Below are 26,154 nucleotides of genomic sequence, written 5' to 3' on the forward strand. Positions count from 1 at the left end.
CAACAAAGCCATTTTTAATGGTAAAAACACGTTGAGGGGAAAATGGGGACGCGGGGGAGATATTTCAAGCGGAGGCCGCAAACGCCGCCTCCGTTTGTTCAGAATTTAAGCTTATGGCGACCGGCAAGAGAGTGTGACAGCGTTGTGCCGTCAACCATCTCCAGCTCACCGCCAACCGGAACGCCGTGAGCGATACGGCTGGCTTCGACGCCATATTGCGCGCAAAGCTCGGCAATATAGTTCGCCGTTGCCTCCCCTTCAACCGTGGGATTGGTCGCGAGGATCACTTCATTGAGCGGCTCAGAAGAAAGGCGCTGTTCCAGCCGGTCAAGTCCAATGTCGTCCGGCCCGATACCGTCGAGCGGCGACAGGTGCCCCATCAGCACGAAATAGCGCCCGGAAAATTGCCCGGTCTGCTCAATCGCGTAGATATCCGCCGGACTTTCGACAACGCAAATCTGACCGTTTTCCTGACGACGCGGGTTTGAACAGATATTGCACACGTCCTGCTCGGTGAAAGTACGGCAATCGGCACAGTGGCCGATTTCCGACATCGCCCGGGTCAGCGCTTGCGCCAGGCGCATCCCGCCGCTGCGGTCACGCTGTAACAGCGTAAACGCCATGCGCTGCGCCGACTTCGGGCCTACGCCCGGCAAACAGCGCAGTGCTTCCATAAGCTGAGTTAACAGCGGGCTGGTTTGCATCAGAACGGCATCTTAAAGCCTGGCGGCAGTTGCATACCGGAAGACACAGACGCCATTTTCTCTTTCTGCGTTTCTTCAATGCGACGAGCGGCATCGTTGAACGCGGCGGCGACCAGATCTTCCAGCATCTCTTTGTCATCTTCGAGCAGGCTCGGATCGATTTCCACGCGACGGCAGTTGTGCGCGCCGTTAATGGTCACTTTCACCAGACCTGCGCCGGACTCGCCGGTCACTTCCAGCTTCGCAATCTCTTCCTGCATCTGCTGCATTTTTTCCTGCATCTGCTGGGCCTGTTTCATCAGGTTGCCCAGACCGCCTTTACCAAACATAGGCTTCTCTCTCAATCACGTTAAGGGATGACAATCGTAAGTGACGCTTACGATCAAATGGGACGAATACTCTCTTCATCCAGATCCGCATCAAAAAAGCGACGCAGGGTCTGGATATTATTATCCGCAACGATCGACTCACGCGCCTGCGCAAGTTTTTCTTCATAAATGGCCTGACGCCACTCCAGCGGCGTGCGCACCGCCGGATTATCATCTTCTACGATAGTCAGTTCAACCGTTGTACCGGCCAGCGCGCTCAGCGCCTCGGCCAGTTTTTGTTTCGCGCCAGCGGAGTTCAGATGGCGCTGGCTGGAGCGCAAATGCAGACAGACAGCATTGCCGTTCTCTTCTTTCCAGGCATTGAGCGCCACCTGTTCCACCAGTTTCGGTAACGCTAACTGGCTCACCTGCGCCGCCCACGGGTCGCGTTCAATGGCTTCCGTCGCCAGCTTTGCCGCCAGTTCAGGCGTCTTTTCATGCTCCAGCGCTTTTTTCAGCGCTTTCGGCGTCGCGACAACGTCTTTCACTTCGACAACCGGAGTGGTTGCCTTCCAGCGATACGCTTCTTTCTTCACCGGCGCTTGTTCGAGCGCAGACGGTGCGGGACGCGCCTGCACGCGCTCCGTCACCGATGCCAGCCTTTCCAGCGCAGCGTTATTCACCGGCCGCGCGCGAGTTGCGGCTGCCGGTTCACTCTTTTTTGCTTTGGTTGCTCCCTGCGCGCGCTGAAGCTGATTGCGCGCCGCCAGCACCTGACTGGTGGCGTCGGACAATGGCGCGGCTGGCGCCTGCTGTGTCGGCGCAGACGGCTGCTGCGGCACCTGCGTCGGACTCATCACCGCCGTCGGGGCCACGGGCGCAAAAGACTGGCGCGGCGTCTCCGGTTCCGGCAACGGCATCCGTGGGTGAAACGCCAGCGCGCGCAGCAGGGTCATTTCAACCCCCATGCGTCTGTCCGGCGCGTAAGGCAGCTCTTTACGACCCATCAACAACGTCTGGTAATAAAGCTGTACGTCCGTTGGCGGTACGGTTCGCGCCAGTTCGCGCATCCGTACTTCAATTGTCGCCATGTCGCTGCCCAGCGCCGCGGGCGAAAGCTGGACCAGCGCAATTCGATGCAGCAGGCCGAGCATTTCGACCAGCAAAGCTTCCCACTCGATGCCGCGCGCCGCCGCGTCGTTTACCAACGACATGACGCGTTCACCGTCGGCGGCGATCACCGCTTCAACAAGCGACAGCGCCTGGTCGTCATCCAGCGTACCGAGCATCGCGCTCACCGCCTGGGTTGAAACCTGACCGTCGCCGCTGGCGATAGCCTGATCGGTCAGGCTAAGCGCGTCGCGCAGGCTCCCGTCTGCCGCCCGGGAAAGCAACTGCAACGCGCGAGGTTCGTGCGCGATGTGCTCTTCATTAAGAATGTGCTCAAGCTGGTGGCGGATCTGCTCGACGTCCAGCGCCTTAAGGTGAAATTGCAGACAGCGGGACAATATGGTCACCGGCAACTTCTGCGGGTCGGTGGTCGCCAGCAGGAATTTGACATGCGCTGGCGGCTCCTCAAGGGTTTTGAGCAGCGCGTTAAAGCTGTGACGGGACAGCATATGCACTTCGTCGATCAGGTACACCTTAAAGCGACCGCGCGCAGGGGCGTACTGAACGTTATCCAGCAGGTCGCGAGTGTCTTCGACTTTGGTACGCGACGCGGCGTCAATCTCGATGAGATCGACAAACCGTCCCTGCTCAATTTCACGGCAGTTGTCGCAAACGCCGCATGGCGTGGCGGTGATCCCGGTTTCGCAGTTCAACCCTTTCGCCAGCAGACGGGCGATAGAGGTTTTACCGACGCCGCGAGTCCCGGAAAAAAGATAAGCGTGGTGAATACGCCCTAGCGACAAGCCGTTCGCCAGTGCGGTTAGCACATGTTCCTGGCCGACAACGTCAGCAAAGGTTTGTGGGCGCCATTTTCGGGCTAAAACCTGATAACTCATTGGCTGGCTCTGCAACGCTGGAAGGTGAATTCATAGGGGGGAATGCTAACACAACCTCGCTCAATGAGCGAGGTTGCGGGGACCGGGATTAATGCCCGGCAAAGGAGACCAGACAGTAACTGGCGATACCCAATTTTTCCAGACGCGCTTCGCCGCCGAGATCCGGTAAGTTGATGATAAACGCCGCGTCATTGACTTCACCACCCAGACGGCGGATCAGTTTTGCGGTGGCTTCGATGGTGCCGCCGGTCGCTAACAGGTCGTCCACCACCAGCACTTTGTCGCCAGGCTGAATGGCATCAACGTGAATTTCCAGTTGATCGGTGCCGTATTCCAGCTCGTAGCTTTCAGCGATTGTCTCACGCGGCAATTTGCGCGGTTTACGTACCGGCACAAAACCAACGCCAAGCCCCAGCGCCACCGGCGCGCCAAACAGGAAACCGCGCGCTTCGGTACCGACCACTTTGGTAATGCCCGCATCTTTGTAACGCTCAACCAGCAAGTCGATGCTGAGCGCGTAAGCCTTCGGGTCTTCCAGTAAGCTGGTGACATCACGGAAAAGAATGCCCGGTTTCGGGTAGTCCTGAATGCTTTTAATGCTATTTTTGAGAAACTCAAGCTGCTGTGCAGTCGCGGTCATAAGTGTGTGCCTGATAAATACGGTATTACTCTACATTGCGCGCAGTATACTTCATCCTGCAGATTGCCTTAACGCACTTTGGACGATCGTGTGTATAGCAGGCCAAAGTTACCTGTGGTTAACCTTTGACCAGGCGCGCCTGTGCTCGAAAACGGTCGAATTTACTGGCTACAGCCAGTAATTGCAACTGCGATGATTACGCTTCAGTGCTTTTGTTGCTTTTCATCAACTACCGGGATTCGCCACATAAATATCAGCAGGCAGGCGAGGATGAAAAGCAGGAGGATCCGCACCCACATCATGGGGGTCAGCCACAATGAGACGCCAAAAGTCATCAGGATCAGAATAATCGCCCGGGATTTCGCGCCCGGCGGCATCGCTTTATGTTTTTGCCAGTAGCGTAAATAGCTGCCAAACCACGAACGGTAGAGCAACCACTGATGAAAACGCGGCGACGAGCGGGCAAAGCACCAGGCGGCAAGTAAAATAAACGGCGTCGTCGGCAGAAGCGGCAATACCACGCCAAGCGTTCCAAGGACAACCGCAAGCCAGCCCGTGATGATCAAGAAGATTCGTTGCATAATAAAGGCATGTCGCAAACCAGAACGCTACTTTAGCATAACAGTTATCATTTTCATTGGAGTGTTGCATTGAAAACCGCCATGCTGCTACAAAAGCTGGACGATCGGCTCGCCGAATTGCGCCATCGTTGCGCACCGCTAGCGCAGCACGCAACACTCAGCCCTCGCTTCGATCGCCAGCTTTTTCAGACCCGCGCTACGCGTCTTCAGGACTGCGTAGAGGAAGCGGAGGCCAATCTTCAGGCGCTACGCCAGGCTGTTATGCGACAGCAGCTTCCACAGGTCGCCTGGCTGGCGGAACATCTCGCCTCACAGCTGGAGGCTATCGCCCGCGAGTGTGAAAGCTGGTCGCTGCGCGAATGGGACAGCGGTTCACCCACCCTGACCAAATGGCAGCGTAAACGCCTTCAGCATCAGGAATTTGAACGCCGCCTGCGAGTGATGACGCAGGAACGTAAAATGCGCCTCGCCGAAACCCGCACTCTGCAGGAACAACAGACGCTGCAGCGCGAAGTGGAAATCTATGAAGGTCGTCTGGCGCGCTGTCGCAAGGCGCTCGACAGCATTGAACGCGTCATCGCACACTTAACCCGCTAAACCCCGGAGAATCTATGTCACTGGAAAACGCCCCGGACGAGGTCAAACTGGCCGTCGATTTGATCGTGCTGCTGGAAGAGAATCAGCTCCCTCCGCGAACCGTGCTACGCGCGCTGGAAATCGTTATGCGTGATTATGAAAACAAGCTCAAAAGCGCGGAAGACGGCTCGTAATATCAATGATTACTGTCTGGTGGAGCGTCGCGGCGAATGGCATAGTCGCCGCAACAATTCGCGACCATTGGATGGCTCATGGAACGACTTCCCCCTTCACCGCACGATGCGGTTTTCCGACAGATGCTGACGCAAAAAGCCGTTGCCCGGGATTTTCTGCAAATTCACCTGCCCGGCCATTTTCTTCAGATCTGTAATCTGGACTCCTTAAAGCTGGAGTCCGGTAGTTTTGTCGAAGAAAATTTACGCAATCGGTATGCTGATATCCTTTATTCCTTAGAGACGGAACAGGGTCCTGGTTACATTTATGCGCTGATTGAACATCAGAGCACACCCGATAAGCTCATGGCATTCCGAATGATGCGCTATGCGATTGCCGCCATGCAGCGCCATCTTGATGCGGGACATACAACGTTGCCGTTAGTGGTGCCTATCCTCTTTTACCAGGGGCTAAAAAGCCCATGGCCCCACAGCCTCAACTGGCAAAGTCTGTTTAGTGAACCCGAGATGGCAAAGACGCTATACAACAGTGAATTTCCGCTGGTGGACCTGACGGCGATACCGGATAATCAGATCCTGCAGCATCAACGGATGGCGATGCTGGAACTCCTGCAAAAACATATTCGTCAACGCGATTTGAGCGAGTTACTGGATCAGTTGATCACATTGCTAACGCAGCAATCGCTTACCGACCCTCAACTTAACGTGTTGATAAACTATATGGTGAAGGCAGGTAATTGTGAAAATCCCGGCGTACTGATTCGCCAACTGGCACAAGGTGCGCCTCAGTATAAGGATCAACTGATGACGATTGCCGAATGGCTGGAAGAGAAAGGCCGCACAGAGGGTATTCAACTGGGCATGCAACAAGGTCTGGAAAAAGGCCGCCAGGCGGAGGCCCGTGCCATTGCGCGAAAGATGCTGGATGACGGGATGGAATCCTCACGTATTATGCAGTTTACTGGCCTGACCGCAGAAGAACTGGCTGCGCTATCTCATTAAACAATCGAGGGGCGACATTCGCCGCCCCCGTTTGGTTAACTTACCGCCGGCGTCGGATCGTCGCCTTTAATCTCGCGCTTCACTTCCGTCACTTCATCGCCCTTATCGTTGCGCAGATGCACTTCAAGTTGATTAAAGGCAATGTCGATATTGTTTTCGCGGCACAGGCGGTCGATGGCGCGGTTCAGTTCGTCCACGGTATGGCTGCGATCGCGCAGTTCGCTGACGTACAAACGCAGCTCGTGGTCGAGTGTACTGGCGCCGAAGGTGGTAAAGAACACTTCAGGCTGCGGATCGTGCATCACCTTTGGATGCTCCAGCGCCGCCTGTTGCAGAACTTTACGCACTTTCTCCAGATCTGAACCGTAGGCCACGCCAATGCGGATCACCAGTCGCGTGGTGGTATCGGACAGGGACCAGTTGATCAGACGTTCGGTCACAAACGCCTTGTTCGGGATGATCACCTCTTTGCGATCGAAGTCAGTGATAGTGGTCGCACGGATGCGGATCTTACTGACGGTCCCTGAATAGGTGCCGATGGTCACCGTATCGCCGATCCGCACCGGACGTTCGAACAGGATAATCAGACCGGAGACAAAGTTACCGAAGATCTCCTGCAAACCAAAACCCAGACCGACCGACAGCGCCGCCGCCAGCCACTGCAGTTTATCCCACGAAACGCCAAGCGACCCGAATACTGTCATCGCCCCGACGGCGATAATAATGTAATTGAGGATCGTGGTGATCGCGTACGATGCGCCCTGGCGCATTTTAAGCCGCGAGAGCACTAACACTTCCAGCAGGCCCGGCAGGTTACGGATCAATGCCCAGGCCACCATAGAGGCGATAATGGCAAACAGTAAACTGCCCATCGTCACGCTTTTCACCACCGCGGCGCCCGCTTCAGTGCCGTTGTAATGCCAGAGCGTAATGCTGTCGAGATAGCTGAACACGGTGATCAGATCGGACCAAATCGCCCAGAACATGACCGCAAACAGCGAGACCATTAGCAGCATGGTGATACGCAGCGTTTGCTGGTTCACCTGCTCGAGCGCGATCGTCGGCTCCTCCTGCGGTTCCGCCCCTTCAGCGCCCTCTTTCACCAGATTTTGCCGACGCGCCAGTGCGCGACGCCAGGCAATGCGCCGCGCCGCAACGCTCAGTCCGCGCAGTACGGTCTGGTAAAGCAGATTCCAGATAATCACCAGATAAACGGTCTCTATCCAGCGCCCCGCCAGGCGAAGCGTGGTATAGAAATAGCCGGTCGCGGTCAGCACCATCAGGGCAACCGGAATGATCGACAGGATAGTGATCGTGACCAGTCGCAGTCCATGCGACTCTTTGTCGCGCCAGCTTTCCCGGAGCATCGGCCAGACCAGAAACGCGATCAACAGCAGGTTAAGGAAAATCATCGCCTGCCCCAGCACATCATCCATCAGATGCAGCGGCGACTGCTCGGCCACCACCGACCAGAAGTGCAGCGGCAGCAGCGCCAGACTGATGCGTACGATCTGACGCCGCCAGTGGCTGGTCAGCTGCGCGGGCATCCCGAAGTGTCGAATCGCCACCCCTTCTTTTTCCAGTACCTTCCAGCACAGGCCAAACACCAGCCAGAAGATGGCCAGTTTTTTGCTGAACGCCCACAGCAGGTCGCTGATGTTGAGCTGCATTGTCAGCAAAATCAGGCCGACGGCGAGGATAAGCAGGCACGCAGGCAGGGCGCGAATCAGATCGATCAGAATCGCTTTCGGCGTATTCAACTGGCTGTCATTGCGTAAGGAACCGACCGCCGCAGCAAGTTTTTGCTGCCAGGCTTTCAGCCATTTCAGACGCCAGCGAATCACGCCGGCAATCAGTAGCAGCGGCAAACCAGCGAGAAACGCGATGAATACCGCAGGCCAGGCTTTCTCCCAGTTAACGGTGATTTTCATCGCCTTAAACTGCTCTTTCAGGGTTTCCGGGAACGCCTTTATCCAGTCCCAGTCCATCGGACGGTTGCTGTTTACCCAGAAGATTTGCTGGGTGAGAATTTCTTTCAGGCTTTTTGATACGCTCATTAACTGCTGTTGATTAATTTGCAGGTTAATGGCCATCATCAGCTGATTGCCAAGCTGCTTATTCAACTGGTCCAGCAGCTCGCGGCGCATATCGACCACCTGCAGCAGCGCGTCGTGCACCTCGTCGTTAACGTCGCTCTGATGCCCCTCTTCCAGTTTGGCGACGAAAGCATCATTCTGAAACAGCGCGTCGCGCTGTTGGTTGACTTCAAACTGCTCAAGACGCAAATCCGCGATGCGGTTGGTCATATCTTCAAGCTCATCTGCCGACGGCAGGGTTTGCTGCTGTTGATACAGGATACGAGACAGCAGGAGGCTCCCCTTCAGCACCGCGATCTGTTCTTTAATATTGCGTTCAGACTGCAGGGCGCGATCCAGCCAGTTTTTGACTTTGATGTTTTGCTGCATCAACGCGTTGCCGTTTTCCGTCGCGGTAATCAGACGCTGGCTGAGCTGATGGTTGATATCCAGTTCCTGCTTCACCAGCGGATTGGCCTGAATGCGCGCGGTCTCATCTGGCGAAATGGCCTCCTGCGCGGTCTTTTCGGTGAGCGTTAGCCGCTTGTTATTCACCGCTTCCTGCAACAGCTGCAGCTGATGCTCAATCCGGTTGCTGTTGGCGGTGACGAAATCGCGCTGCTTTTGCAAAGTGTCCTGGAGCACTGTATTGCCTTCCAGGCTTTTACGCTGTTGCTCAATTTGGGCATTCAGCAACACTTGCTGCGCTTGTAGCAGCACCTGTTGGGTTGGACGTAACGCCGTTTCGCCGACGCCATCCAGTTGGTTACGGATTTGCTGAAGCTGTTGGGAAGCGGCGTACATAGCGTTCTGCACGCGCTCTGGCTGCGTTTGCAGGGAAACTAACTGACTATTATAGGTCGCCAGGTCGTTTTGCGAATTCTGCAGATCATCCAGCGCCTGGGCCACGCGCAGCTCCAGCTGACGCAGTGACAGAGTGCTGAGGGTTTTCCGCGTCTCGTCGTCATTATCGACATCGCTCAGCGCGTTAAGGGACTCCACGGCCTGACGCATTTTTTCCGGCGCCTGTGACACTTTCTGGCGTAACTGAACTGTCTCCTCTTTCACCCGTTCGATTTTCTCCAGCGTGGCAATGGTCTCAGTGAGATCCTGCTGAATCAGTTTGTCCTGGGCGGAAAGGTCTTTTTGTTTATTGAGTGTATCCAGTTGGCTTTGCACATCCGCCCGGGAAGGCAGGTCACCGTTTGTGGAGGCGCGGGCCAATGCCAATGACGGGCAGGACAACATAAGAATGAAAACAGCCACCGTGACAAAAATAAGGTGCTGTGAACGTTTATAGAGCTGCAACATAGTCATGTGAATGAAGGTTTCTGAACCGAAAAGACGACCGAAAATAGTCAACGCGCAAGAATATCACGGCTCTCTTAGGCAGAATAGCGGCAGCGAAATCGACCAGGACAATTCCTGGCGCGGGTTCAGGCCTGCGCGTCAGGCGCGACGGCGCGCAGTGTGGGGCAAAACATAAACATTTCCAGCAGGATAGCGACGTAATCGCGCGCTTCTTTTTTGAGATCGAACGAATGCGGCGCAAACAGCCAGTTTTCCATGATGCCCGAGACGTAGGCGCGCATGATAACCGCGGCGCGGCGCGTGAGCAGATTTGCGGGAAGCATATTGGCTTTTATACAGTGCGTGAGGGTCTGCTCAATACGGTCATAGCTCTCCAGGCAGATGTTTCTTTGCGCCTGCTGCACTACGGCCATTTCTCCCACAAATTCGCATTTGTGGAATATAATCTCCATCAATAAACGTCGCCGCTCTTCCGTCACGGTAGATTCAAGAAGATGAACTAATATTTCTCTTAATACAGATAGTGGATCGTCGGGGAATTTTGCCTGATACTCAGTCTCAAGCTCACCAATGTTGGATTCTGACAGCTCCCAGATTTCACTGAATAAATCCGACTTGTTTCTGAAATGCCAATAGATTGCGCCACGAGTAACGCCCGCGGCTTTTGCAATCTCCGCCAGCGAGGTGGAAGATACCCCTTGTTGCGAGAACAAACGTAGCGCTACATCCAGTATGTGTTGTCGTGTTTCCTGCGCTTGTTGTTTGGTTTTTCGTGCCATATGTCGGTGAATTTACAGGCGTTAGATTTACATACATTTATGAATGTATGTACCATAGCACGACGATAATATAAACGCAGCAATGGGTTTGTGGACTTTTGACCATTGATCAATTTGAAATCGGACACTCGAGGTTTACATATGAACAAAAACAGAGGGTTAACGCCTCTGGCGGTCGTTCTGATGCTCTCAGGCAGCTTAGCGCTAACAGGATGTGACGACAAACCGGCCCAACAAGGGGGCCAGCAAATGCCAGAAGTTGGGGTTGTGACGCTCAAAACTGAACCTCTGCAGATCACCACTGAACTTCCGGGTCGCACCAGCGCTTTCCGTATTGCCGAAGTTCGCCCTCAGGTAAGCGGCATTATCCTGAAGCGAAATTTCGAGGAAGGCAGCGATATCGAAGCAGGTGTGTCTCTCTATCAGATTGATCCTGCGACTTATCAAGCGTCATACGAAAGTGCGAAAGGCGATCTGGCGAAAGCCCAGGCCGCAGCCAGCATCGCGCAGGTCACGGTGAACCGTTATAAGAAACTGCTCGGCACGCAGTACATCAGTAAACAAGACTACGATCAGGCGCTGGCGGATGCGCAACAGGCGAATGCTGCCGTGCTTGCCGCTAAAGCCGCCGTTGAAACGGCGCGTATTAACCTGGCGTACACCAAGGTGACCTCTCCGATTAGCGGCCGTATTGGTAAATCGTCCGTAACCGAAGGCGCACTGGTGCAAAACGGTCAGGCGACCGCGCTGGCGACCGTACAACAGCTTGATCCGATCTACGTTGATGTTACCCAGTCGAGCAACGACTTCCTGCGCCTGAAACAAGAACTGGCTAACGGAACGCTGAAACAGGAAAACGGCAAGGCGAAAGTTGAGCTGGTGACCAGTGACGGCATTAAATTCCCGCAGACAGGCACGCTTGAGTTTTCAGACGTGACCGTCGACCAGACTACCGGTTCTATTACTTTACGCGCCATCTTCCCTAACCCGGACCACACGCTGCTGCCGGGTATGTTTGTCCGCGCGCGTTTGCAGGAAGGGACTAACCCATCCGCTCTGCTGGTGCCGCAGCAGGGGGTAACCCGTACGCCGCGTGGCGATGCTACCGCGTTGGTCGTCGGCGCAGATAACAAAGTCGAAACCCGTCAAATTGTGGCCAGTCAGGCGATTGGTGACAAGTGGCTGGTGACCGATGGGCTGAAAGCGGGTGACCGTGTTGTCGTCAGTGGGCTGCAGAAAGTGCGTCCTGGTGCGCAGGTGAAAGCACAAGAGATTACCGCAGATAACAAACAGCAAGCTGCTGGCGGTAACCAGCCTGAGCAAACTAAGTCTTAACTTAAACAGGAGCCGTTAAGACATGCCAAATTTCTTTATCGATCGCCCCATATTCGCATGGGTGATCGCCATTATCATCATGTTGGCAGGGGGGCTTGCGATCCTCAAACTGCCGGTCGCGCAATATCCAACGATTGCGCCGCCAGCAGTGACGATCTCCGCAACCTACCCTGGCGCTGATGCGCAAACCGTGCAGGACACCGTCACGCAGGTTATCGAACAGAACATGAACGGTATCGATAACCTGATGTACATGTCCTCAAACAGTGACTCCACGGGTACCGTGCAGATCACCCTGACGTTTGAATCCGGTACCGATGCGGACATTGCGCAGGTTCAGGTGCAGAACAAACTGCAGCTGGCGATGCCGTTGCTGCCGCAGGAAGTTCAACAGCAGGGCGTGAGCGTTGAGAAGTCATCCAGTAGCTTCCTGATGGTTGTCGGGGTTATCAACACCGACGGTTCCATGACCCAGGAAGATATTTCGGACTACGTTGCCGCCAACATGAAGGACGCCATCAGCCGTACTTCCGGCGTGGGTGACGTGCAGTTGTTCGGTTCGCAGTACGCGATGCGTATCTGGATGGACCCGACAGCGCTCAACAAATTTCAGCTGACGCCGGTCGATGTGATCAACGCAATCAAAGCGCAGAACGCCCAGGTTGCGGCGGGTCAGTTAGGCGGTACGCCGCCGGTGAAAGGCCAGCAGTTGAACGCCTCGATCATTGCCCAGACGCGACTGACTTCAACCGAAGAATTCGGCAAAATCCTGCTGAAAGTGAATCAGGATGGTTCGCAGGTTCGTCTGCGTGACGTTTCCAAAATCGAACTGGGCGGCGAGAACTACGACGTTATTGCGAAGTTCAACGGCCAGCCTGCGTCCGGTTTAGGGATTAAACTGGCGACGGGCGCCAACGCGCTCGACACCGCGACAGCGATCCGTGCTGAACTGGCGAAAATGGAGCCGTTCTTCCCGTCGGGCCTGAAAATTGTTTACCCGTATGACACCACCCCGTTCGTGAAAATCTCCATTCATGAAGTGGTGAAAACGCTGGTGGAAGCGATCATTCTCGTGTTCCTGGTAATGTATCTGTTCCTGCAGAACTTCCGCGCGACGCTGATCCCAACCATTGCCGTTCCGGTGGTTCTGTTGGGGACCTTTGCGGTCCTTGCGGCCTTCGGCTTCTCGATAAACACCCTGACGATGTTCGGGATGGTGCTCGCCATCGGTCTGTTGGTGGATGACGCCATCGTGGTGGTCGAGAACGTCGAACGTGTTATGTCCGAAGAGGGCCTGCCGCCGAAGGAAGCGACGCGTAAATCAATGGGCCAGATTCAGGGCGCACTGGTGGGTATCGCGATGGTTCTGTCGGCGGTGTTTATCCCGATGGCCTTCTTCGGCGGCTCGACCGGGGCTATCTATCGTCAGTTCTCCATCACTATCGTCTCCGCGATGGCGCTGTCGGTTCTGGTAGCGTTGATCCTGACGCCGGCGCTGTGCGCCACCATGCTCAAACCCATCGCCAAAGGCGACCACGGTGAAGGCAAAAAAGGCTTTTTCGGCTGGTTTAACCGCATGTTCGATAAGAGCACGCACCACTACACCGACAGCGTAGGCAACATTCTGCGCAGCACCGGTCGTTATCTGCTGCTGTATCTGATCATCGTGGTCGGCATGGCCTTTCTGTTCGTTCGTCTGCCAAGCTCCTTCCTGCCGGATGAAGACCAGGGGGTATTCCTGAGCATGGCCCAGTTGCCTGCCGGTGCGACTCAGGAACGGACGCAGAAAGTTCTCGATGAGATGACCGACTATTTCCTGACCAAAGAAAAAGCCAACGTTGAGTCGGTGTTTGCGGTTAACGGCTTCGGCTTTGCGGGTCGCGGTCAGAACACCGGTATCGCGTTCGTCTCGCTGAAAGACTGGGCCGATCGTCCGGGCGATGAGAACAAAGTTGAGGCGATTACCCAACGTGCGTCAGCGGCCTTCTCGCAGATTAAAGACGCGATGGTCTTCGCCTTTAACCTGCCGGCGATTGTTGAGTTGGGTACTGCAACCGGCTTCGATTTCCAGTTGATCGACCAGGCGGGCCTTGGCCATGAAAAACTGACACAGGCACGTAACCAGCTGTTTGGCGAAGTGGCAAAACATCCGGATCTGCTGGTTGGTGTTCGTCCTAACGGTCTGGAAGATACGCCGCAGTTCAAAATTGATATCGACCAGGAAAAAGCACAGGCGCTGGGCGTTTCCATTAGTGATATCAATACCACACTGGGCGCAGCCTGGGGCGGCAGCTACGTAAACGACTTTATCGATCGTGGTCGTGTGAAGAAAGTTTACGTAATGTCTGAAGCGAAATACCGCATGTTGCCGGAAGATATTGGTAACTGGTACGTCCGCGGCAGCGATGGCCAGATGGTGCCGTTCTCGGCCTTCTCGTCGTCACGCTGGGAATACGGTTCACCGCGTCTGGAACGTTATAACGGCTTGCCTTCCATGGAGATTCTGGGCCAGGCGGCGCCGGGCAAGAGTACCGGTGAAGCGATGGCGATGATGGAAGAGCTGGCAAGCAAACTGCCTTCCGGCATCGGCTATGACTGGACGGGGATGTCCTATCAGGAACGTCTGTCCGGCAACCAGGCCCCTGCCCTGTATGCCATCTCGCTGATCGTCGTCTTCCTGTGTCTGGCGGCGTTGTATGAGAGCTGGTCGATTCCGTTCTCGGTTATGCTGGTGGTTCCGCTTGGGGTTATCGGCGCGCTGCTGGCGGCGACCTTCCGCGGGTTGACCAACGACGTTTACTTCCAGGTGGGCCTCCTCACAACCATTGGGTTGTCGGCGAAGAACGCGATCTTGATCGTCGAATTCGCCAAAGACCTGATGGATAAAGAAGGTAAAGGCCTGATTGAAGCCACGCTTGAAGCGGTACGTATGCGTTTACGTCCGATCCTGATGACCTCGCTGGCGTTCATTCTGGGCGTTATGCCGCTGGTTATCAGCTCCGGCGCAGGCTCCGGCGCGCAGAACGCCGTGGGGACAGGCGTGATGGGCGGTATGGTCACCGCGACCGTACTGGCTATCTTCTTCGTTCCGGTGTTCTTTGTGGTGGTACGCCGTCGCTTCAGCCGCAAGAGTGAAGATGTCGAGCACAGCCATACCGTAGAGCATCGTTGATCCGCATTATAATAAAGGCCGCGCAAGCGGCCTTTTTTTTCGAGTGATAGTGTTCACCGCGCTAATTGCAACGTCGTTTACTTACGATTGAGGAATAAACGTCTTTATCCACAACAGTGAGGAGGATTTTCTTAGCGGTTTTAGTTAATTCTTATTTGTCGATTATTAATTCATTATTAAGAGTATTCCTGGCGATGAAAACAGCGACGCCTCCCCCGCAACAACTAAGTCAATGAAAAGATAAGATATATTGAGTCTACGACTCAGGATAAAATACCTTATTCCGGACAGCCTCTATTACGTGCTATAATGATAATGTTGCACCCCACTCTTCTATTCACTTAATTGTAATTTTTCGTAATAGGACGATGAAATCTTTTATAGAGTAGATTATAGTTAAAGCATCAGGAGCAGAGGGCAAGTTCCAGGTCTGTTAGTTGTACCCATCCCGAAAGGTGTTCGGTTAGTTAAAGCCACTAAGAAGGGGATGCGTTATGGATGAATACTCACCCAAAAGACATGATATCGCTCAGCTGAAATTTCTTTGTGAAACGCTTTATCATGATTGTCTTGCAAACCTTGAAGAAAGCAATCATGGCTGGGTTAACGATCCAACCTCGGCTATCAACCTGCAACTCAACGAACTGATCGAGCATATTGCAACCTTCGCGCTTAATTATAAAATTAAGTATAATGAGGACAATAAGCTGATCGAACAGATTGATGAATATCTGGACGACACTTTTATGTTGTTCAGCAGTTATGGCATTAATGCGCAGGACCTCCAAAAATGGCAGAAATCCGGGAATCGCTTGTTCCGCTGCTTTGTGAATGCCACCAGGGCTAATCCTGTTAGTTTGTCTTGTTAAATATTATTACAATCATAGGTAAGAATCATGTCCGATAAACCATTAACTAAAACTGATTATTTGATGCGTTTGCGACGCTGCCAGACTATTGACACGCTGGAACGCGTGATTGAAAAAAATAAATATGAATTGTCTGACAATGAATTGGCTGTATTTTACTCAGCAGCAGATCACCGTCTCGCAGAATTAACCATGAATAAACTTTACGACAAGATCCCCTCCTCCGTCTGGAAATTCATCCGTTAATTCGTGGCAGACTCATTAGAAAATACGGATGTTTTCTTGCGAAACAATGTTGAATATTTGCTTTAAGCGTCGATACGCTGTTGTGAATTCTGTCACAAAATAACGCAGGGAACGTTCCCTGACACCCTCTGTCCCTCTACTGTATGGCTTTTAATGCTAACGCAGAGAGTGCATGGAATGAGTGAAGAAAAGCAAAAAATGATCGCGGGCGAGCTGTATCGACCCTCGGATGACACCCTGCGCGATGACCGGATGCAGGCGCGCAAGTGGGTTCACCGCTACAATCAGACCGCCCCGGACGAAAAAGCCGAACGCCTGGCGATCCTCACCGCGCTCCTCGGTCACTGTGACAAGCCCTATATCGAACCGTCCTTTCGCTGTGACTACGGTTACAATATCTTTCTCGGGAAAGACTTTTACGCCAATTTCGACTGTGTACTGTTGGACGTTTGCCCCATCCGCATTGGCGACAACTGTATGCTGGCGCCCGGCGTTCATATTTATACCGCCACCCATCCTCTGGACGCGACTGAACGCAACAGCGGACGGGAGTTCGGCAAACCGGTCACCATCGGCAATAATGTCTGGATTGGCGGACGCGCGGTGATTAATCCGGGCGTAACGATTGGCGACAATGTCGTTGTGGCCTCCGGCGCGGTGGTGACCAAAGATGTGCCGGCAAACGTGGTCGTAGGCGGCAATCCAGCGCGGATCCTGAAACACCTGTCGGCCTGATTGTAACTGTTATGCTAAATTGTGGTTAATCTGTTACTTTTTTCAGGGTTACGCCGCTTTTAAAATGGGGTGTTCATCTGCAAGTAGCACAATCACAAAGGCTAAAAATGACAGAAATACAACGCCTGCTTACCGAAACCATTGACGATCTTAACGTGCGTGAGAAGCGCGATAATAAGCCGCGCTTCAGTATCAGCTTTATCCGCAAACATCCGGGCCTGTTTATCGGCATGTACATCGCCTGGTTCGCCACCCTCGCGGTCATGTTGCAGTCCGACACGCTGGTTGGCTCAGTCTGGCTGCTGGTCGTGCTTTTCATCTTACTGAACGGTTTTTTCTTTTTTGACGTCGCTCCGCGCTATCGTTATGAAGATATCGACGTGCTGGACTTCCGGGTGTGTTACAACGGCGAGTGGTACAACACGCGATTCGTTCCCCCGGCTTTGGTTGAGACGATTCTTGAGTCCCCGCGCGTCAATCGCGAACAGAAGACGCAGTTACAGAAGATGCTTTCCCGTAAGGGCGAGCTGTCGTTTTATGACATTTTTACTCTGGCACGCGCTGAAGCGCAGCAATAACCTGCCGGTGCCGGATGGCGCGCTCCGCCATCCGGCACCGGGTAATCTTACCGACGCTTTTTCCGCCCTTGTACTGCCTTAAAACGCGGATTCGTTTTACAAATCACATATAACCGCCCTTTTCTTCTGACAATCTGACAGTCCGGATGGCGCTGCTTTGCGCTGCGCAAGGAATTCAGTACCTGCATTTTCACCCCCGCTTCGAGCTTAAAAAATGGCCAAAACGTTTCTCAAAGCGCGCCGCGCTGCCTTCGTTAGCGAACGTTTTTTGCTTACCGGTGTAATACGGATGCGACTTAGATGAAACATCAATAGTGACGTACGGGTAGACCACACCGTCCAGCTCAATTTCGCGATCCGTTTTAATGGTTGAACCTACTTTAAAATATTCATCAGCGCTGGTGTCGTGAAACACCACGGTGCGGTAAGCAGGATGGATATTCGGTTTCATCTTTACCCCTTTAATTGTTACATTATAACATAACAATAAAATACGCCAAGCCTGGCCGTTTATCAACCCCATGAAAACCAGGCTCAATACGCACATTGCACTTAACACACTCACCAATACCGGTTTTTTTCCGCGATCGGATATAATTTCTTTACGATGCGTTATTAAGGATATCTTCGTGACCACACGACATCTGGTTAGCCTGGTAACGGGCGTGCTGATCCTCGCTATTTTGCTGCCAGTAGGGGTGAGCATCTGGCTTGCCCATCGCCAGGTCGAGAGGAAGTTTATTGAGGAGCTGGATAACTATTCCACCCAGGTGTTTGAGCGCACCCAGCGTGTGGTCCAGCAGGCGAAAAATGCCCTACAGGACATTGAGGCAGTGACCAGCCTCCCCTGCTCGCATGACCATTTGCTGGCGATGCGACGTATCTCTTTTAGCTACCGCTATGTACAGGAAGTGCTGTACCTGGAAAACAACATCCCGCGATGCTCGTCGCTGGAACAGGAAAGCCATACCGCTCCTTTTCCGCCCGCTATGAAGCTGACCGACGACGGTTACCAGGCCTGGTTTACCACGCATAACGATTTGGGGATTGCGCGCTATATGACCGCGCTGGGGAATGGTCGCTATATCGTAATGATCGATCCCGCCTCATTTATTGACGTTGTGCCCTTTGGCGCATGGCAAATCGATGTGGCGATAATCGGCACACAACGTAATATTGTTATCGCCAGTAGCGGGACCATTCCTCCCGCCGTTCTGCAATATACCCGCGAAAAAACACCGCGCCATCTGGAACGTCACGGCGTGGTATATGAAATCCGCCCCTTCCCGGAAATGGGGATTGCCATTGTCAGTTGGGCGTCCACGCGTCCACTGGATAAAATCTGGTATCAACAGGCGTTTATCTGGGTGCCCGTCGGTACGGCGATTGGGCTTCTGGCAGCGGCGTTTATCCTGCGCATTTTGCGGCGTATTCAGTCTCCTCGTCATCGGCTACAGGATGCTATCCATAACCGGGACATCAGCGTTCACTATCAACCCATCATGTCGCTGACCACGGGGAAGATCGTTGGCGCAGAGGCGCTGGCGCGTTGGCGGCAAACTGACGGCAGCTTTCTTTCGCCGGACATTTTTATTCCGCTTGCCGCTCAGACCGGGCTTACCGAATCGCTTACCCGCCTGATCATCGAGTCGGTGTTTGAAGATATGGGGCAATGGCTTCAGCAGCATCCGGAACAGCATATTTCCATCAATATTGAATCCACGGATCTTGCCTCAGAGAAGCTCCCGGCGCTGCTCAACAAACTGCTCCAGCAGTACCAGGTTTCTCCTTCTCAGATAGCCCTGGAACTGACTGAACGCGCCTTTGCCGACCCAAAAACCAGCTCGCCCATCGTTGCCCGCTATCGTGAAGCGGGACATGCCATCTATATTGACGATTTCGGTACCGGTTTCTCCAGCCTCAGTTACCTGCAGAATCTGGAAGTGGATATCATGAAAATTGATAAATCCTTTGTCAGCGCGCTGGAATACAAAAACGTGACGCCGCACATTATCGAAATGGCCCGGACGCTGAATCTGAAGATGGTGGCCGAGGGAATTGAAACGGCGAAGCAGGAAGCATGGTTACGCCAGCATGGCGTGGATTATGGTCAGGGCTGGCTGTACAGCAAAGCGCTGCCCAAAACGGCGTTTATCCTCTGGGCTGAAGAACACCTTTGAGGCGAAAATGGCTGGCGGCACGCCGCACAGCCAGTCACGTTATTCGTCGAGTATAGGGGCAAATCCACCGTAGATCATGCGTTTACCATCAAACGGCATTTCATCGCCGAATTCTTTCATCCGCGGGTCGGACATCATCTTTTGATTCGCCGCATCCCGTACCTCTTTCGACGGGTATTCGATCCAGCTGAACACCACTTCTTCGTTTTCTCCGGCTTTAACCGCCATGCGAAAATCGGTGACGCTGCCATCTGGCACGTCGTCGGCCCAGCATTCAACGATGCGAAGCGCGCCAAATTCCTTAAACAGCGGTGCTGCTTTCGCCGCCAGCGCCTTATAAGCCTCCTTGTTTTCGGCGGGGACGGCTACAACAAAACCATCAACATACTTCATGAGAAAAACCTCCGAAGTTTACTGCGCGACCAGCCTTTCCAGCCACGTCAGTCGGATTAAGTGTAGTCGTCTCTCGTCAACTACGCTGTCTGGATCCGGGACCGGGAAGTGTAGCGAAACCACGGCAAACAAAGCTGAATTAACGGCCCGATCGCCAGAGCGTACAGCACCGTTCCTATGCCAAGCGTGCCGCCCAGCAGCCAGCCGCTGAAGAGCACCGACACCTCGATCGCCGTTCGAATCAGACGCACCGACCAACCGGTGCGGGCATGAATGCCGGTCATCAGCCCGTCCCGCGGCCCCGCGCCAAAGCCAGCGCCGATATACATGCTCGTCGCCAGCGCGTTGACCACCACCGCCGCCGCCAGCATCACGCTGCGCACGACCAGCGAGGAGAGTTCCGGCATCAGCGCCAGCGCAGCATCGGCGGTAAGTCCAATGACAATAACGTTGCTGAATGTGCCTAAGCCGGGACGCTGGCGCAGCGGGATCCACAGCAACAGGACCAGCGCGCCAACGATAATCATCACGATGCCTATCTTCATTGACAGCAGATTTGCCAACCCAAGATGAAAAACGTTCCACGGATCGGCGCCTAAGTCCGCGCGCACAAACATGGCGGTTGAGACTCCATACAGAGCCAGTCCAAAATAGAGTTGCAGCAGTCGACGTCCCATTTTCCCCTCCCCGTCAAGATGGCTTTTATCTTCGCCATAATTGGCACTATGATTAATGACCAGTTTTGAGAAAGTGGACTGCTATGTCATCACGTCGCAATGGAAGCCAGTCGTTACATCGCCTGCTGGGTCACTGGCAAGAGACATCTTCACGTACGCCGCTGTGGCGACAGTTGGCGGAAGCGCTGCGTCTGCTGATCCTTGACGGGCGTCTGGCGCTAGACAGCCGCTTGCCTGGCGAACGCGAACTGGCGTCAGTGCTGGATGTGAGCCGCACCACCGTTGCCAGCGCGCTGGCGCAATTACGTGAAGAGGGATATCTGGACATCCGTCACGGCAGCGGGTCGCGGGTGATTTTGCCAACGCATATTCGCGACGTGCCCACGCGCTCGGCGACGCCCCTGGCGGTTGATCTTTCCACGGCGGCGCTGAATGCCGGACCTGAAATCCATCAGGCTTACCAGGAGGCGCTGCGCGCCATGCCGCCCCACTTGTTGACCTCCGGCTATCAGCCGCAGGGGTTGCTCTCCCTGCGCGAGTCTGTCGCCCGGCACTATGCGTCGCGAGGACTGCCGACCCATGCTGATGAAATCATGGTAGTGAACGGTGCGGTCAGCGGTCTGGCGCTGATCCTGCGTTTAATGACCGGGCCTGGCGACCGCGTACTTGTCGATCATCCCACTTACCCACTGGCCATTGCCGCGATTCAGGGCGCCTCCTGTCGACCGGTTGGCGTTTCGTTACCGGAGCAGGGCTGGGATACCGCTGGACTGGCAGCCACTATCGCACAGACCTCTCCCAGGCTCGCTTATCTGATGCCGGATTTTCATAACCCCACCGGGCGGTGCATGGATGAGCCGACGCGCCAGATTGTCGCCGACATTGCGGCCACAACCCACACAACGCTGGTCATTGATGAAACGATGGTGAATCTGTGGTACGACGCCGCGCCGCCGCCTCCACTGGCGGCTTATCATCGCCATGCGCCGGTCATTCTGCTGGGTTCGGCAGGAAAAAGTTTTTGGGGCGGCTTGCGGCTGGGATGGGTGCGCGCGCCCGCAAGAACCATCGCTGCGCTGGTGCAAACGCGCGACACGTTCGATCTCGGCTCGCCGGTGCTGGAACAGCTCGCCACCACGTGGCTTCTCGATAATGCCAGCGCCTTTTTACCCCAACGCCGACAGCAACTGGCGGAACGACGCGCATTGTGTCAAACGCTTATGCGCTCGCATTTTCCGGAATGGCGCTTTCAGACGCCGCAGGGAGGACTTTCGTATTGGGTGGAACTGCCGGACGCGCTGGCGACGCAGTTCGCCACGCGCGCGGAGAGCGCCGGGATACAATTGGGAACAGGCACCCGCTTCGGTTTAGCAGGCGCCTTTGATCGCTTTTTGCGGATGCCGTTCGCGCTGCCGGAAGAAGGCTTGCGCGAAGCTTTTCGAACCTTACAGCCGCTCTGGGAGAGCCTGCGCATGCAGTCAGCAGGCAGTAAAGTTCGCAAAATTATTTAGTATTGACGCGGTACCGGAAAGCCTTTCAGGGAGATGATAAAATCCTCACCCTCTTTCTTGATTCTGGCGCCCGCGTCGCACCAGTCTGAGGCAATACGGAAAAACTCGTCGCTGCCGACGTTCCAGTGTAAGCGAACATGTTTCACGTAGCCTGAGCGCAATAATTCACAGGCTTCACTGTAGCTGCTGGCGGTGGAAAGCGTTTGCTGTTTCATTTTTTCTTCTTCAGTAATCTGCGCAATGCTTTGATTTCTTTCGACGTCAGCGGTTCGACTTGCGACTCGATCGTGTGCTGGCTGTCGATCTCATCTGCGCAGACGTCGCCTTCTGCCGCCGCCCCAAAGGCGCTAAGCAGCAGTTTTTCTGTCGTGATACTCAAATTTTCGTTGTTCGTTTCGGCATGCTGGCGAAGTTTCTCTTTCACCGCCTCATCGATTTTGACATTTAGTACCGCTGTAGCCATCGTAAAATCCTTGTGTGCAAGCAGGCAAAACACGGCGTAGCCGCAAACGCGCCGGTACGACGTGGAAAGAAAGAGGGGATTATGTTTTAACTTCCCGACAACACTCTGCCAGTTGTTCATTACAAAAAAATGACAAATTCATGACAAAATGAAGAAGTGAGACGGCGGGCTACTTCGGACGGCAGAAATGGGTGGGGGCCCTGCCAGCTACATCCCGGCACACGCGTCATCTGCCTTGGCTGCTTCCTTCCGGACCTGACCTGGTAAACAGAGTAGCGTTGCGGGAGAACCAACAGAGCCCCCATTGAGAGCGTTGTTAACCAACGCGCAGGCGCATTATCACTGCTGCCCCGGCCAATTGCAAGCCGTCGGGCGTCGGATGCTGGTTTCTTGCGCAATAGCGCTTCACCCGCCGCCGTTTCGGGATTATCCTGAAGGATTACCGCAGGAAGAAATAATGGACAGAGAAGACACTTTTCCCCAACGAGTCTGGCAAATCATTGCCTCAATACCGGAAGGATTCGTCACCACCTACGGTGACGTGGCAAAACTTGCCGGTTCGCCGCGGGCTGCGCGCCAGGTAGGCGGCGTCCTCAAACGCTTACCCGAAGGCAGCACCCTTCCCTGGCATCGGGTGGTTAACCGACACGGCGCGATCTCGTTAACCGGGCCGGATCTTCAGCGTCAACGTCAGGCATTATTATCAGAAGGGGTTCAGGTGTCCGGAAGCGGGCAAATCGATTTGCAGCGTTATCGCTGGAACTACTGACCCTCTCCGGGCGGAGAGGGTCGTTTTACGTCTTAATACTGCGTAGGTGCTGGTACGGCAGAAGAAGGCGTCACCTGTGTCGGCGACGTCGACGGCACCGTTGTGGTTGCGCCGCCGCTGGCCTGAACAGGCACTGCCGTCTGCTGGACAGGGACCAGCGTCAGATCGGCTTTCGTTCCGCCCTGGTTGATAACCGGCTGAACGGTATCGGTGATAAAGACCAGTTTGTCATTCACAGTAATGGCTGCGCTCAGCAGAATGCGGGCATTCGGCTTGATATCGGCCGGGTTAAACGGCAGTACGAAGCTGAACGGCGCTTGCTTCCCTTCGGTTCGTACCGCTTTTTGCGACAGCACCTTAGACGGCGCATCGGCCAACGAAGCGTCTGACAGGGTAACGGTCAGAACAGCATCAGGCGGCAACGCCACTTTCTGACGGATCCATACGGTACCTGAAACATTAGGTTGCTGAATAGTGGACTGTGTGGCAGTAATGGAAGTGTTCGGGTTTGGCGCAGGCGTCTGAATGTCCGCGCTTCTATCCGCGCAGGCAGCCAGGGACACCGCAACCGCTAAACCACTTACTATGTGCACGAGTTTCATTCAATTCTCCTTATCATCAATGCACCAGCAGGCCTTTCCCCCCGCCGGAAGAGTGGTTAACAAATACATAACGTCAGTAAGTGTGGCACATATCACTGATTTTTGCCTGGATTAAGCCTTTTATTCAGACTATTGCACCCATCGGACCACTTAATAAATTGCGTTATACTCTGCCTATCTCGCTTCGGCGCCGTTGTTACCTGGAGAGCATGTATGAGTCAGGCACTGAGTAATTTGCTGACATTATTGAATCTGGAAAAAATTGAGGAAGGACTCTTTCGGGGCCAGAGTGAAGACTTAGGACTGCGCCAGGTCTTTGGCGGCCAGGTTGTCGGTCAGGCCCTGTATGCCGCTAAAGAGACCGTACCGGAAGAACGCCTGGTTCACTCTTTCCACAGCTATTTTTTACGCCCCGGCGACAGCCAAAAACCGATTATTTATGATGTGGAAGTGCTGCGCGACGGCAACAGTTTCAGCGCCCGCCGCGTTGCCGCTGTCCAGAACGGCAAGCCTATTTTTTACATGACCGCGTCGTTTCAGGCGCCAGAAAACGGTTTTGAACATCAAAAAACCATGCCGCACGCCCCCGCGCCAGACGGCCTGAAATCAGAAACCGAAATCGCCCAGTCGCTGGCGCATCTGCTGCCACCGGTACTGAAGGATAAATTTCTCTGCGACCGCCCACTGGAGGTGCGACCAGTTGAGTTCCACAATCCGTTGAAAGGCCATGTGGCCGAACCCACCCGTCAGGTGTGGATCCGCGCTAACGGCACGCTGCCGGATGATATCCGCGTGCATCAGTATCTGCTGGGCTACGCGTCGGATCTTAATTTTCTGCCGGTTGCGCTACAGCCGCACGGTATTGGTTTTCTGGAAAAAGGGATTCAGATCGCCACCATCGATCACTCCATGTGGTTCCACCGTCCCTTTGATTTGAATCAGTGGCTGTTGTACAGCGTGGAAAGCACCTCGGCGTCCAGCGCCCGGGGCTTTGTACGCGGCGAGTTTTATACTCAGGACGGCATATTGGTCGCCTCAACCGTGCAGGAAGGGGTGATGCGCAATCACAACTAAACCGGCAGACGCCGTATGCGGTTGATAACGCACGCAGGCCCGGTCAGCAATACGCTGCCGGGCCCCGACGTTACGCGTTATACGCGTTCTCGCCGTGGCTGTTGACATCCAGCCCTTCGCGCTCTTGCTCTTCCGGCACGCGCAGCCCTACGGTCATATCCGCCAGCTTGTAACCGATGAACGCCACCACGCCGGACCAGACGAGGGTGATGGCAATACTTTCCAGTTGTACCAGCACCTGATGCCCCATCGTTACGCCCTCGGCGAACCCCACGCCGCCCAGCGCGCTGGAGGCGAATACGCCCGTCAGAATACAGCCGACGATCCCGCAGACGCCGTGAACGCCAAACACATCGCACGGGTCGTCAACTCGCAGCAGACGCTTCAACATGGTTACGCCCCACAGCCCGGCTAGCCCGGCGACCACGCCGATGATTAACGCGCCGCCTACGCCGATATAGCCGCAGGCAGGCGTTACGCCAACCAGACCGGCAATCGCACCGGAACAGGCGCCCAGCAGAGACGGTTTACCGCGCAGCGCCCACTCCCCGAAAATCCAGCCGAGGATTGCCGCCGCCGTTGCGACAACGGTATTGACGAAGGCCAATGCCGCAATTTCATTCGCCGCCCCGGCAGAGCCGGCGTTAAAACCAAACCAGCCGATATAAAGGATCGCCGTGCCGGTAAACACCATCGGCAGGTTGTGCGGTTTAAACGCCTCTTTGCCAAAACCGACGCGTTTGCCAATCAGGTATGCGCCCACCAGCCCGGCAATCGCCGCGTTAATATGCACCACGGTACCGCCGGCGAAGTCCAGCGCGCCATGTGACGCCAACAGGCCTCCGCCCCACACCATATGGGCGATCGGAATATAGGAGAGCGTCAACCAGACCACCACAAAGATCAGCACGGCAGAGAAACGGATACGTTCCGCCAACGCCCCGACGATCAACCCGACGGTGATACAGGCAAACGAGCCCTGAAAAGCAACGTGAATATACTGGTAGATACTGCCCATCACGGCGGTCAGCTCAATGTTCTTGAGCATCACCCAGTTAACATTACCGAAGAAGTTGTTCCCTTCGCCAAACGCCAGTGAATAGCCAAATACCACCCACATAATACACACCAACGCGAAGGTGACCGTCACCTGCGTCAGCATCGACAACACGTTCTTACCGCGGATCAGACCGCCATAGAACAGGGCAATGCCGGGAATGGTCATAAACAGCACCAGCGCGGTGCAAATCATCATAAAACCGTTGTCCGCTTTTTCGGCAACTGCCGGAGCAGCCGCTGCCAGCCCAGGCAGCATCGCCAGTGAAGCAAGGCCCGTTTTCATCGTTGCTATCTTCATTTTGTCGTTTCCCGTTA

The 26,154-nt window shown here is 54.7% G+C and carries 28 protein-coding genes, 1 other RNA gene and 1 other annotated feature; of the genes, 13 read left to right on the forward strand and 16 right to left on the reverse strand.

Annotated features, from left to right (window positions below; all coding sequences use genetic code 11):
• Positions 1–98: 98 nt before the first annotated feature.
• The 5 genes from recR to HVX72_RS15790 all read right to left on the reverse strand — a co-directional run bounded on the left by recR (position 99) and on the right by HVX72_RS15790 (position 4,239).
• Complete coding sequence (gene recR, locus HVX72_RS15770; protein ID WP_042285814.1) at positions 99–704, reverse strand: recombination mediator RecR; 606 nt, start codon at positions 702–704, stop codon at positions 99–101.
• Positions 704–1,033, reverse strand: a complete 330-nt coding sequence (locus HVX72_RS15775; protein ID WP_001515903.1) for a YbaB/EbfC family nucleoid-associated protein — start codon at positions 1,031–1,033, stop codon at positions 704–706. The genes recR and HVX72_RS15775 overlap by 1 nt, the downstream gene beginning before the upstream one ends.
• Before the next feature lie 53 nt (positions 1,034–1,086).
• On the reverse strand, positions 1,087–3,018 hold the full coding sequence (dnaX, locus tag HVX72_RS15780; RefSeq protein ID WP_042285817.1) for a DNA polymerase III subunit gamma/tau: 1,932 nt from the start codon (positions 3,016–3,018) through the stop codon (positions 1,087–1,089).
• Positions 1,690–1,754: a sequence feature (DnaX frameshifting element), on the reverse strand. (Overlaps the previous gene by 65 nt.)
• Positions 3,019–3,106: 88 nt before the next feature.
• Positions 3,107–3,658 carry an adenine phosphoribosyltransferase gene (gene apt, locus HVX72_RS15785; protein ID WP_042285819.1) on the reverse strand — a complete coding sequence of 184 codons (552 nt, stop codon included), beginning with the start codon at positions 3,656–3,658 and terminating at the stop codon, positions 3,107–3,109.
• A 203-nt stretch (positions 3,659–3,861) separates the two neighbouring features.
• The gene (locus HVX72_RS15790; RefSeq protein WP_042285821.1) at positions 3,862–4,239 is read right to left on the reverse strand and encodes a DUF454 family protein; all 378 of its coding nucleotides are present in this window, start codon (positions 4,237–4,239) and stop codon (positions 3,862–3,864) included.
• Between the two features lie 69 nt (positions 4,240–4,308).
• Here HVX72_RS15790 and priC point away from each other — a divergent pair, with 69 nt between their 5' ends.
• The 3 genes from priC to HVX72_RS15805 all read left to right on the forward strand — a co-directional run bounded on the left by priC (position 4,309) and on the right by HVX72_RS15805 (position 6,011).
• Positions 4,309–4,836 (forward strand): primosomal replication protein N'', encoded by a 528-nt coding sequence (gene priC, locus HVX72_RS15795; protein ID WP_181821854.1) that lies wholly within the window; start codon positions 4,309–4,311, stop codon positions 4,834–4,836.
• 14 nt (positions 4,837–4,850) lie between these two features.
• Complete coding sequence (gene rsmS / locus HVX72_RS15800; RefSeq protein WP_181821855.1) at positions 4,851–5,009, forward strand: pleiotropic regulatory protein RsmS; 159 nt, start codon at positions 4,851–4,853, stop codon at positions 5,007–5,009.
• 78 nt (positions 5,010–5,087) lie between these two features.
• Positions 5,088–6,011, forward strand: coding sequence for an Rpn family recombination-promoting nuclease/putative transposase (locus tag HVX72_RS15805; RefSeq protein WP_181821856.1), 924 nt, complete (start codon positions 5,088–5,090; stop codon positions 6,009–6,011).
• 35 nt (positions 6,012–6,046) lie between these two features.
• On the opposite strand, the gene mscK is transcribed toward HVX72_RS15805, so the two are convergent.
• On the reverse strand, positions 6,047–9,403 hold the full coding sequence (gene mscK, locus HVX72_RS15810) for a mechanosensitive channel MscK (protein WP_181821857.1): 3,357 nt from the start codon (positions 9,401–9,403) through the stop codon (positions 6,047–6,049).
• 119 nt (positions 9,404–9,522) lie between these two features.
• A complete protein-coding gene (gene acrR / locus HVX72_RS15815; RefSeq protein WP_181821858.1) occupies positions 9,523–10,176 on the reverse strand; it encodes a multidrug efflux transporter transcriptional repressor AcrR in 654 nt (217 codons plus the stop codon).
• Positions 10,177–10,317: 141 nt separating this feature from the next.
• Here acrR and acrA point away from each other — a divergent pair, with 141 nt between their 5' ends.
• The 6 genes from acrA (at position 10,318) to HVX72_RS15845 (ending at position 17,111) form a co-directional block, all read left to right on the forward strand.
• Positions 10,318–11,511 carry a multidrug efflux RND transporter periplasmic adaptor subunit AcrA gene (gene acrA / locus HVX72_RS15820; protein WP_042285835.1) on the forward strand — a complete coding sequence of 398 codons (1,194 nt, stop codon included), beginning with the start codon at positions 10,318–10,320 and terminating at the stop codon, positions 11,509–11,511.
• 22 nt (positions 11,512–11,533) lie between these two features.
• A complete protein-coding gene (gene acrB / locus HVX72_RS15825) occupies positions 11,534–14,683 on the forward strand; it encodes an efflux RND transporter permease AcrB (RefSeq protein WP_042285838.1) in 3,150 nt (1,049 codons plus the stop codon).
• A 494-nt stretch (positions 14,684–15,177) separates the two neighbouring features.
• Positions 15,178–15,552, forward strand: a complete 375-nt coding sequence (gene tomB / locus HVX72_RS15830; protein WP_042285841.1) for an Hha toxicity modulator TomB — start codon at positions 15,178–15,180, stop codon at positions 15,550–15,552.
• Positions 15,553–15,579: 27 nt separating this feature from the next.
• Entirely contained in the window at positions 15,580–15,798 is a 219-nt protein-coding gene (locus HVX72_RS15835; protein WP_001280991.1) for an HHA domain-containing protein, read from the forward strand.
• A 177-nt stretch (positions 15,799–15,975) separates the two neighbouring features.
• Positions 15,976–16,533: a maltose O-acetyltransferase gene (gene maa, locus HVX72_RS15840; RefSeq protein ID WP_042285845.1), complete on the forward strand. Its 558-nt coding sequence runs from the start codon at positions 15,976–15,978 to the stop codon at positions 16,531–16,533.
• A 107-nt stretch (positions 16,534–16,640) separates the two neighbouring features.
• Entirely contained in the window at positions 16,641–17,111 is a 471-nt protein-coding gene (locus tag HVX72_RS15845) for a YlaC family protein (protein WP_042285848.1), read from the forward strand.
• A 47-nt stretch (positions 17,112–17,158) separates the two neighbouring features.
• Here the strand turns inward: HVX72_RS15845 and ykgO are convergent, their stop codons facing one another.
• Positions 17,159–17,299, reverse strand: coding sequence for a type B 50S ribosomal protein L36 (gene ykgO, locus HVX72_RS15850; RefSeq protein ID WP_016537667.1), 141 nt, complete (start codon positions 17,297–17,299; stop codon positions 17,159–17,161).
• A gap of 2 nt (positions 17,300–17,301) precedes the next feature.
• Positions 17,302–17,562 carry a type B 50S ribosomal protein L31 gene (locus tag HVX72_RS15855; RefSeq protein ID WP_042285853.1) on the reverse strand — a complete coding sequence of 87 codons (261 nt, stop codon included), beginning with the start codon at positions 17,560–17,562 and terminating at the stop codon, positions 17,302–17,304.
• Between the two features lie 178 nt (positions 17,563–17,740).
• On the opposite strand from HVX72_RS15855, the gene HVX72_RS15860 reads away from it, so the two are divergent.
• Positions 17,741–19,291, forward strand: coding sequence for an EAL domain-containing protein (locus tag HVX72_RS15860; RefSeq protein WP_181821859.1), 1,551 nt, complete (start codon positions 17,741–17,743; stop codon positions 19,289–19,291).
• A gap of 39 nt (positions 19,292–19,330) precedes the next feature.
• On the opposite strand, the gene HVX72_RS15865 is transcribed toward HVX72_RS15860, so the two are convergent.
• Together HVX72_RS15865 and HVX72_RS15870 are read right to left on the reverse strand one after the other, a co-directional pair.
• Positions 19,331–19,684 (reverse strand): DUF1428 family protein, encoded by a 354-nt coding sequence (locus HVX72_RS15865; RefSeq protein ID WP_060569050.1) that lies wholly within the window; start codon positions 19,682–19,684, stop codon positions 19,331–19,333.
• An 80-nt stretch (positions 19,685–19,764) separates the two neighbouring features.
• The gene (locus HVX72_RS15870) at positions 19,765–20,361 is read right to left on the reverse strand and encodes a hypothetical protein (protein WP_181821860.1); all 597 of its coding nucleotides are present in this window, start codon (positions 20,359–20,361) and stop codon (positions 19,765–19,767) included.
• 83 nt (positions 20,362–20,444) lie between these two features.
• Between HVX72_RS15870 and HVX72_RS15875 the strand changes: the two genes are divergently transcribed.
• Positions 20,445–21,872, forward strand: coding sequence for a PLP-dependent aminotransferase family protein (locus HVX72_RS15875; RefSeq protein ID WP_042285864.1), 1,428 nt, complete (start codon positions 20,445–20,447; stop codon positions 21,870–21,872).
• Here the strand turns inward: HVX72_RS15875 and HVX72_RS15880 are convergent.
• From HVX72_RS15880 to ffs, 3 genes are all read right to left on the reverse strand, one after another.
• Positions 21,869–22,087 (reverse strand): hypothetical protein, encoded by a 219-nt coding sequence (locus tag HVX72_RS15880; RefSeq protein WP_060569052.1) that lies wholly within the window; start codon positions 22,085–22,087, stop codon positions 21,869–21,871. The genes HVX72_RS15875 and HVX72_RS15880 overlap by 4 nt on opposite strands.
• Positions 22,084–22,335 (reverse strand): hypothetical protein, encoded by a 252-nt coding sequence (locus HVX72_RS15885; RefSeq protein WP_042285870.1) that lies wholly within the window; start codon positions 22,333–22,335, stop codon positions 22,084–22,086. The genes HVX72_RS15880 and HVX72_RS15885 overlap by 4 nt, the downstream gene beginning before the upstream one ends.
• Positions 22,336–22,533: 198 nt before the next feature.
• An RNA gene (gene ffs, locus HVX72_RS15890) (signal recognition particle sRNA small type) lies at positions 22,534–22,630 on the reverse strand.
• Between the two features lie 162 nt (positions 22,631–22,792).
• Here ffs and HVX72_RS15895 point away from each other — a divergent pair.
• A complete protein-coding gene (locus HVX72_RS15895) occupies positions 22,793–23,104 on the forward strand; it encodes an MGMT family protein (protein ID WP_200033566.1) in 312 nt (103 codons plus the stop codon).
• Positions 23,105–23,136: 32 nt separating this feature from the next.
• On the opposite strand, the gene HVX72_RS15900 is transcribed toward HVX72_RS15895, so the two are convergent.
• Complete coding sequence (locus tag HVX72_RS15900; RefSeq protein ID WP_181821861.1) at positions 23,137–23,706, reverse strand: YbaY family lipoprotein; 570 nt, start codon at positions 23,704–23,706, stop codon at positions 23,137–23,139.
• Positions 23,707–23,919: 213 nt separating this feature from the next.
• Between HVX72_RS15900 and tesB the strand changes: the two genes are divergently transcribed.
• On the forward strand, positions 23,920–24,780 hold the full coding sequence (tesB, locus tag HVX72_RS15905) for an acyl-CoA thioesterase II (protein ID WP_181821862.1): 861 nt from the start codon (positions 23,920–23,922) through the stop codon (positions 24,778–24,780).
• Between the two features lie 70 nt (positions 24,781–24,850).
• Here tesB and amtB read toward each other — a convergent pair whose 3' ends face one another.
• A complete protein-coding gene (gene amtB, locus HVX72_RS15910) occupies positions 24,851–26,137 on the reverse strand; it encodes an ammonium transporter AmtB (RefSeq protein ID WP_042285877.1) in 1,287 nt (428 codons plus the stop codon).
• Positions 26,138–26,154: the final 17 nt, after the last annotated feature.

This window comes from Citrobacter sp. RHB21-C05 (assembly GCF_013889015.1).
Classification (GTDB): domain Bacteria; phylum Pseudomonadota; class Gammaproteobacteria; order Enterobacterales; family Enterobacteriaceae; genus Citrobacter_A; species Citrobacter_A sedlakii.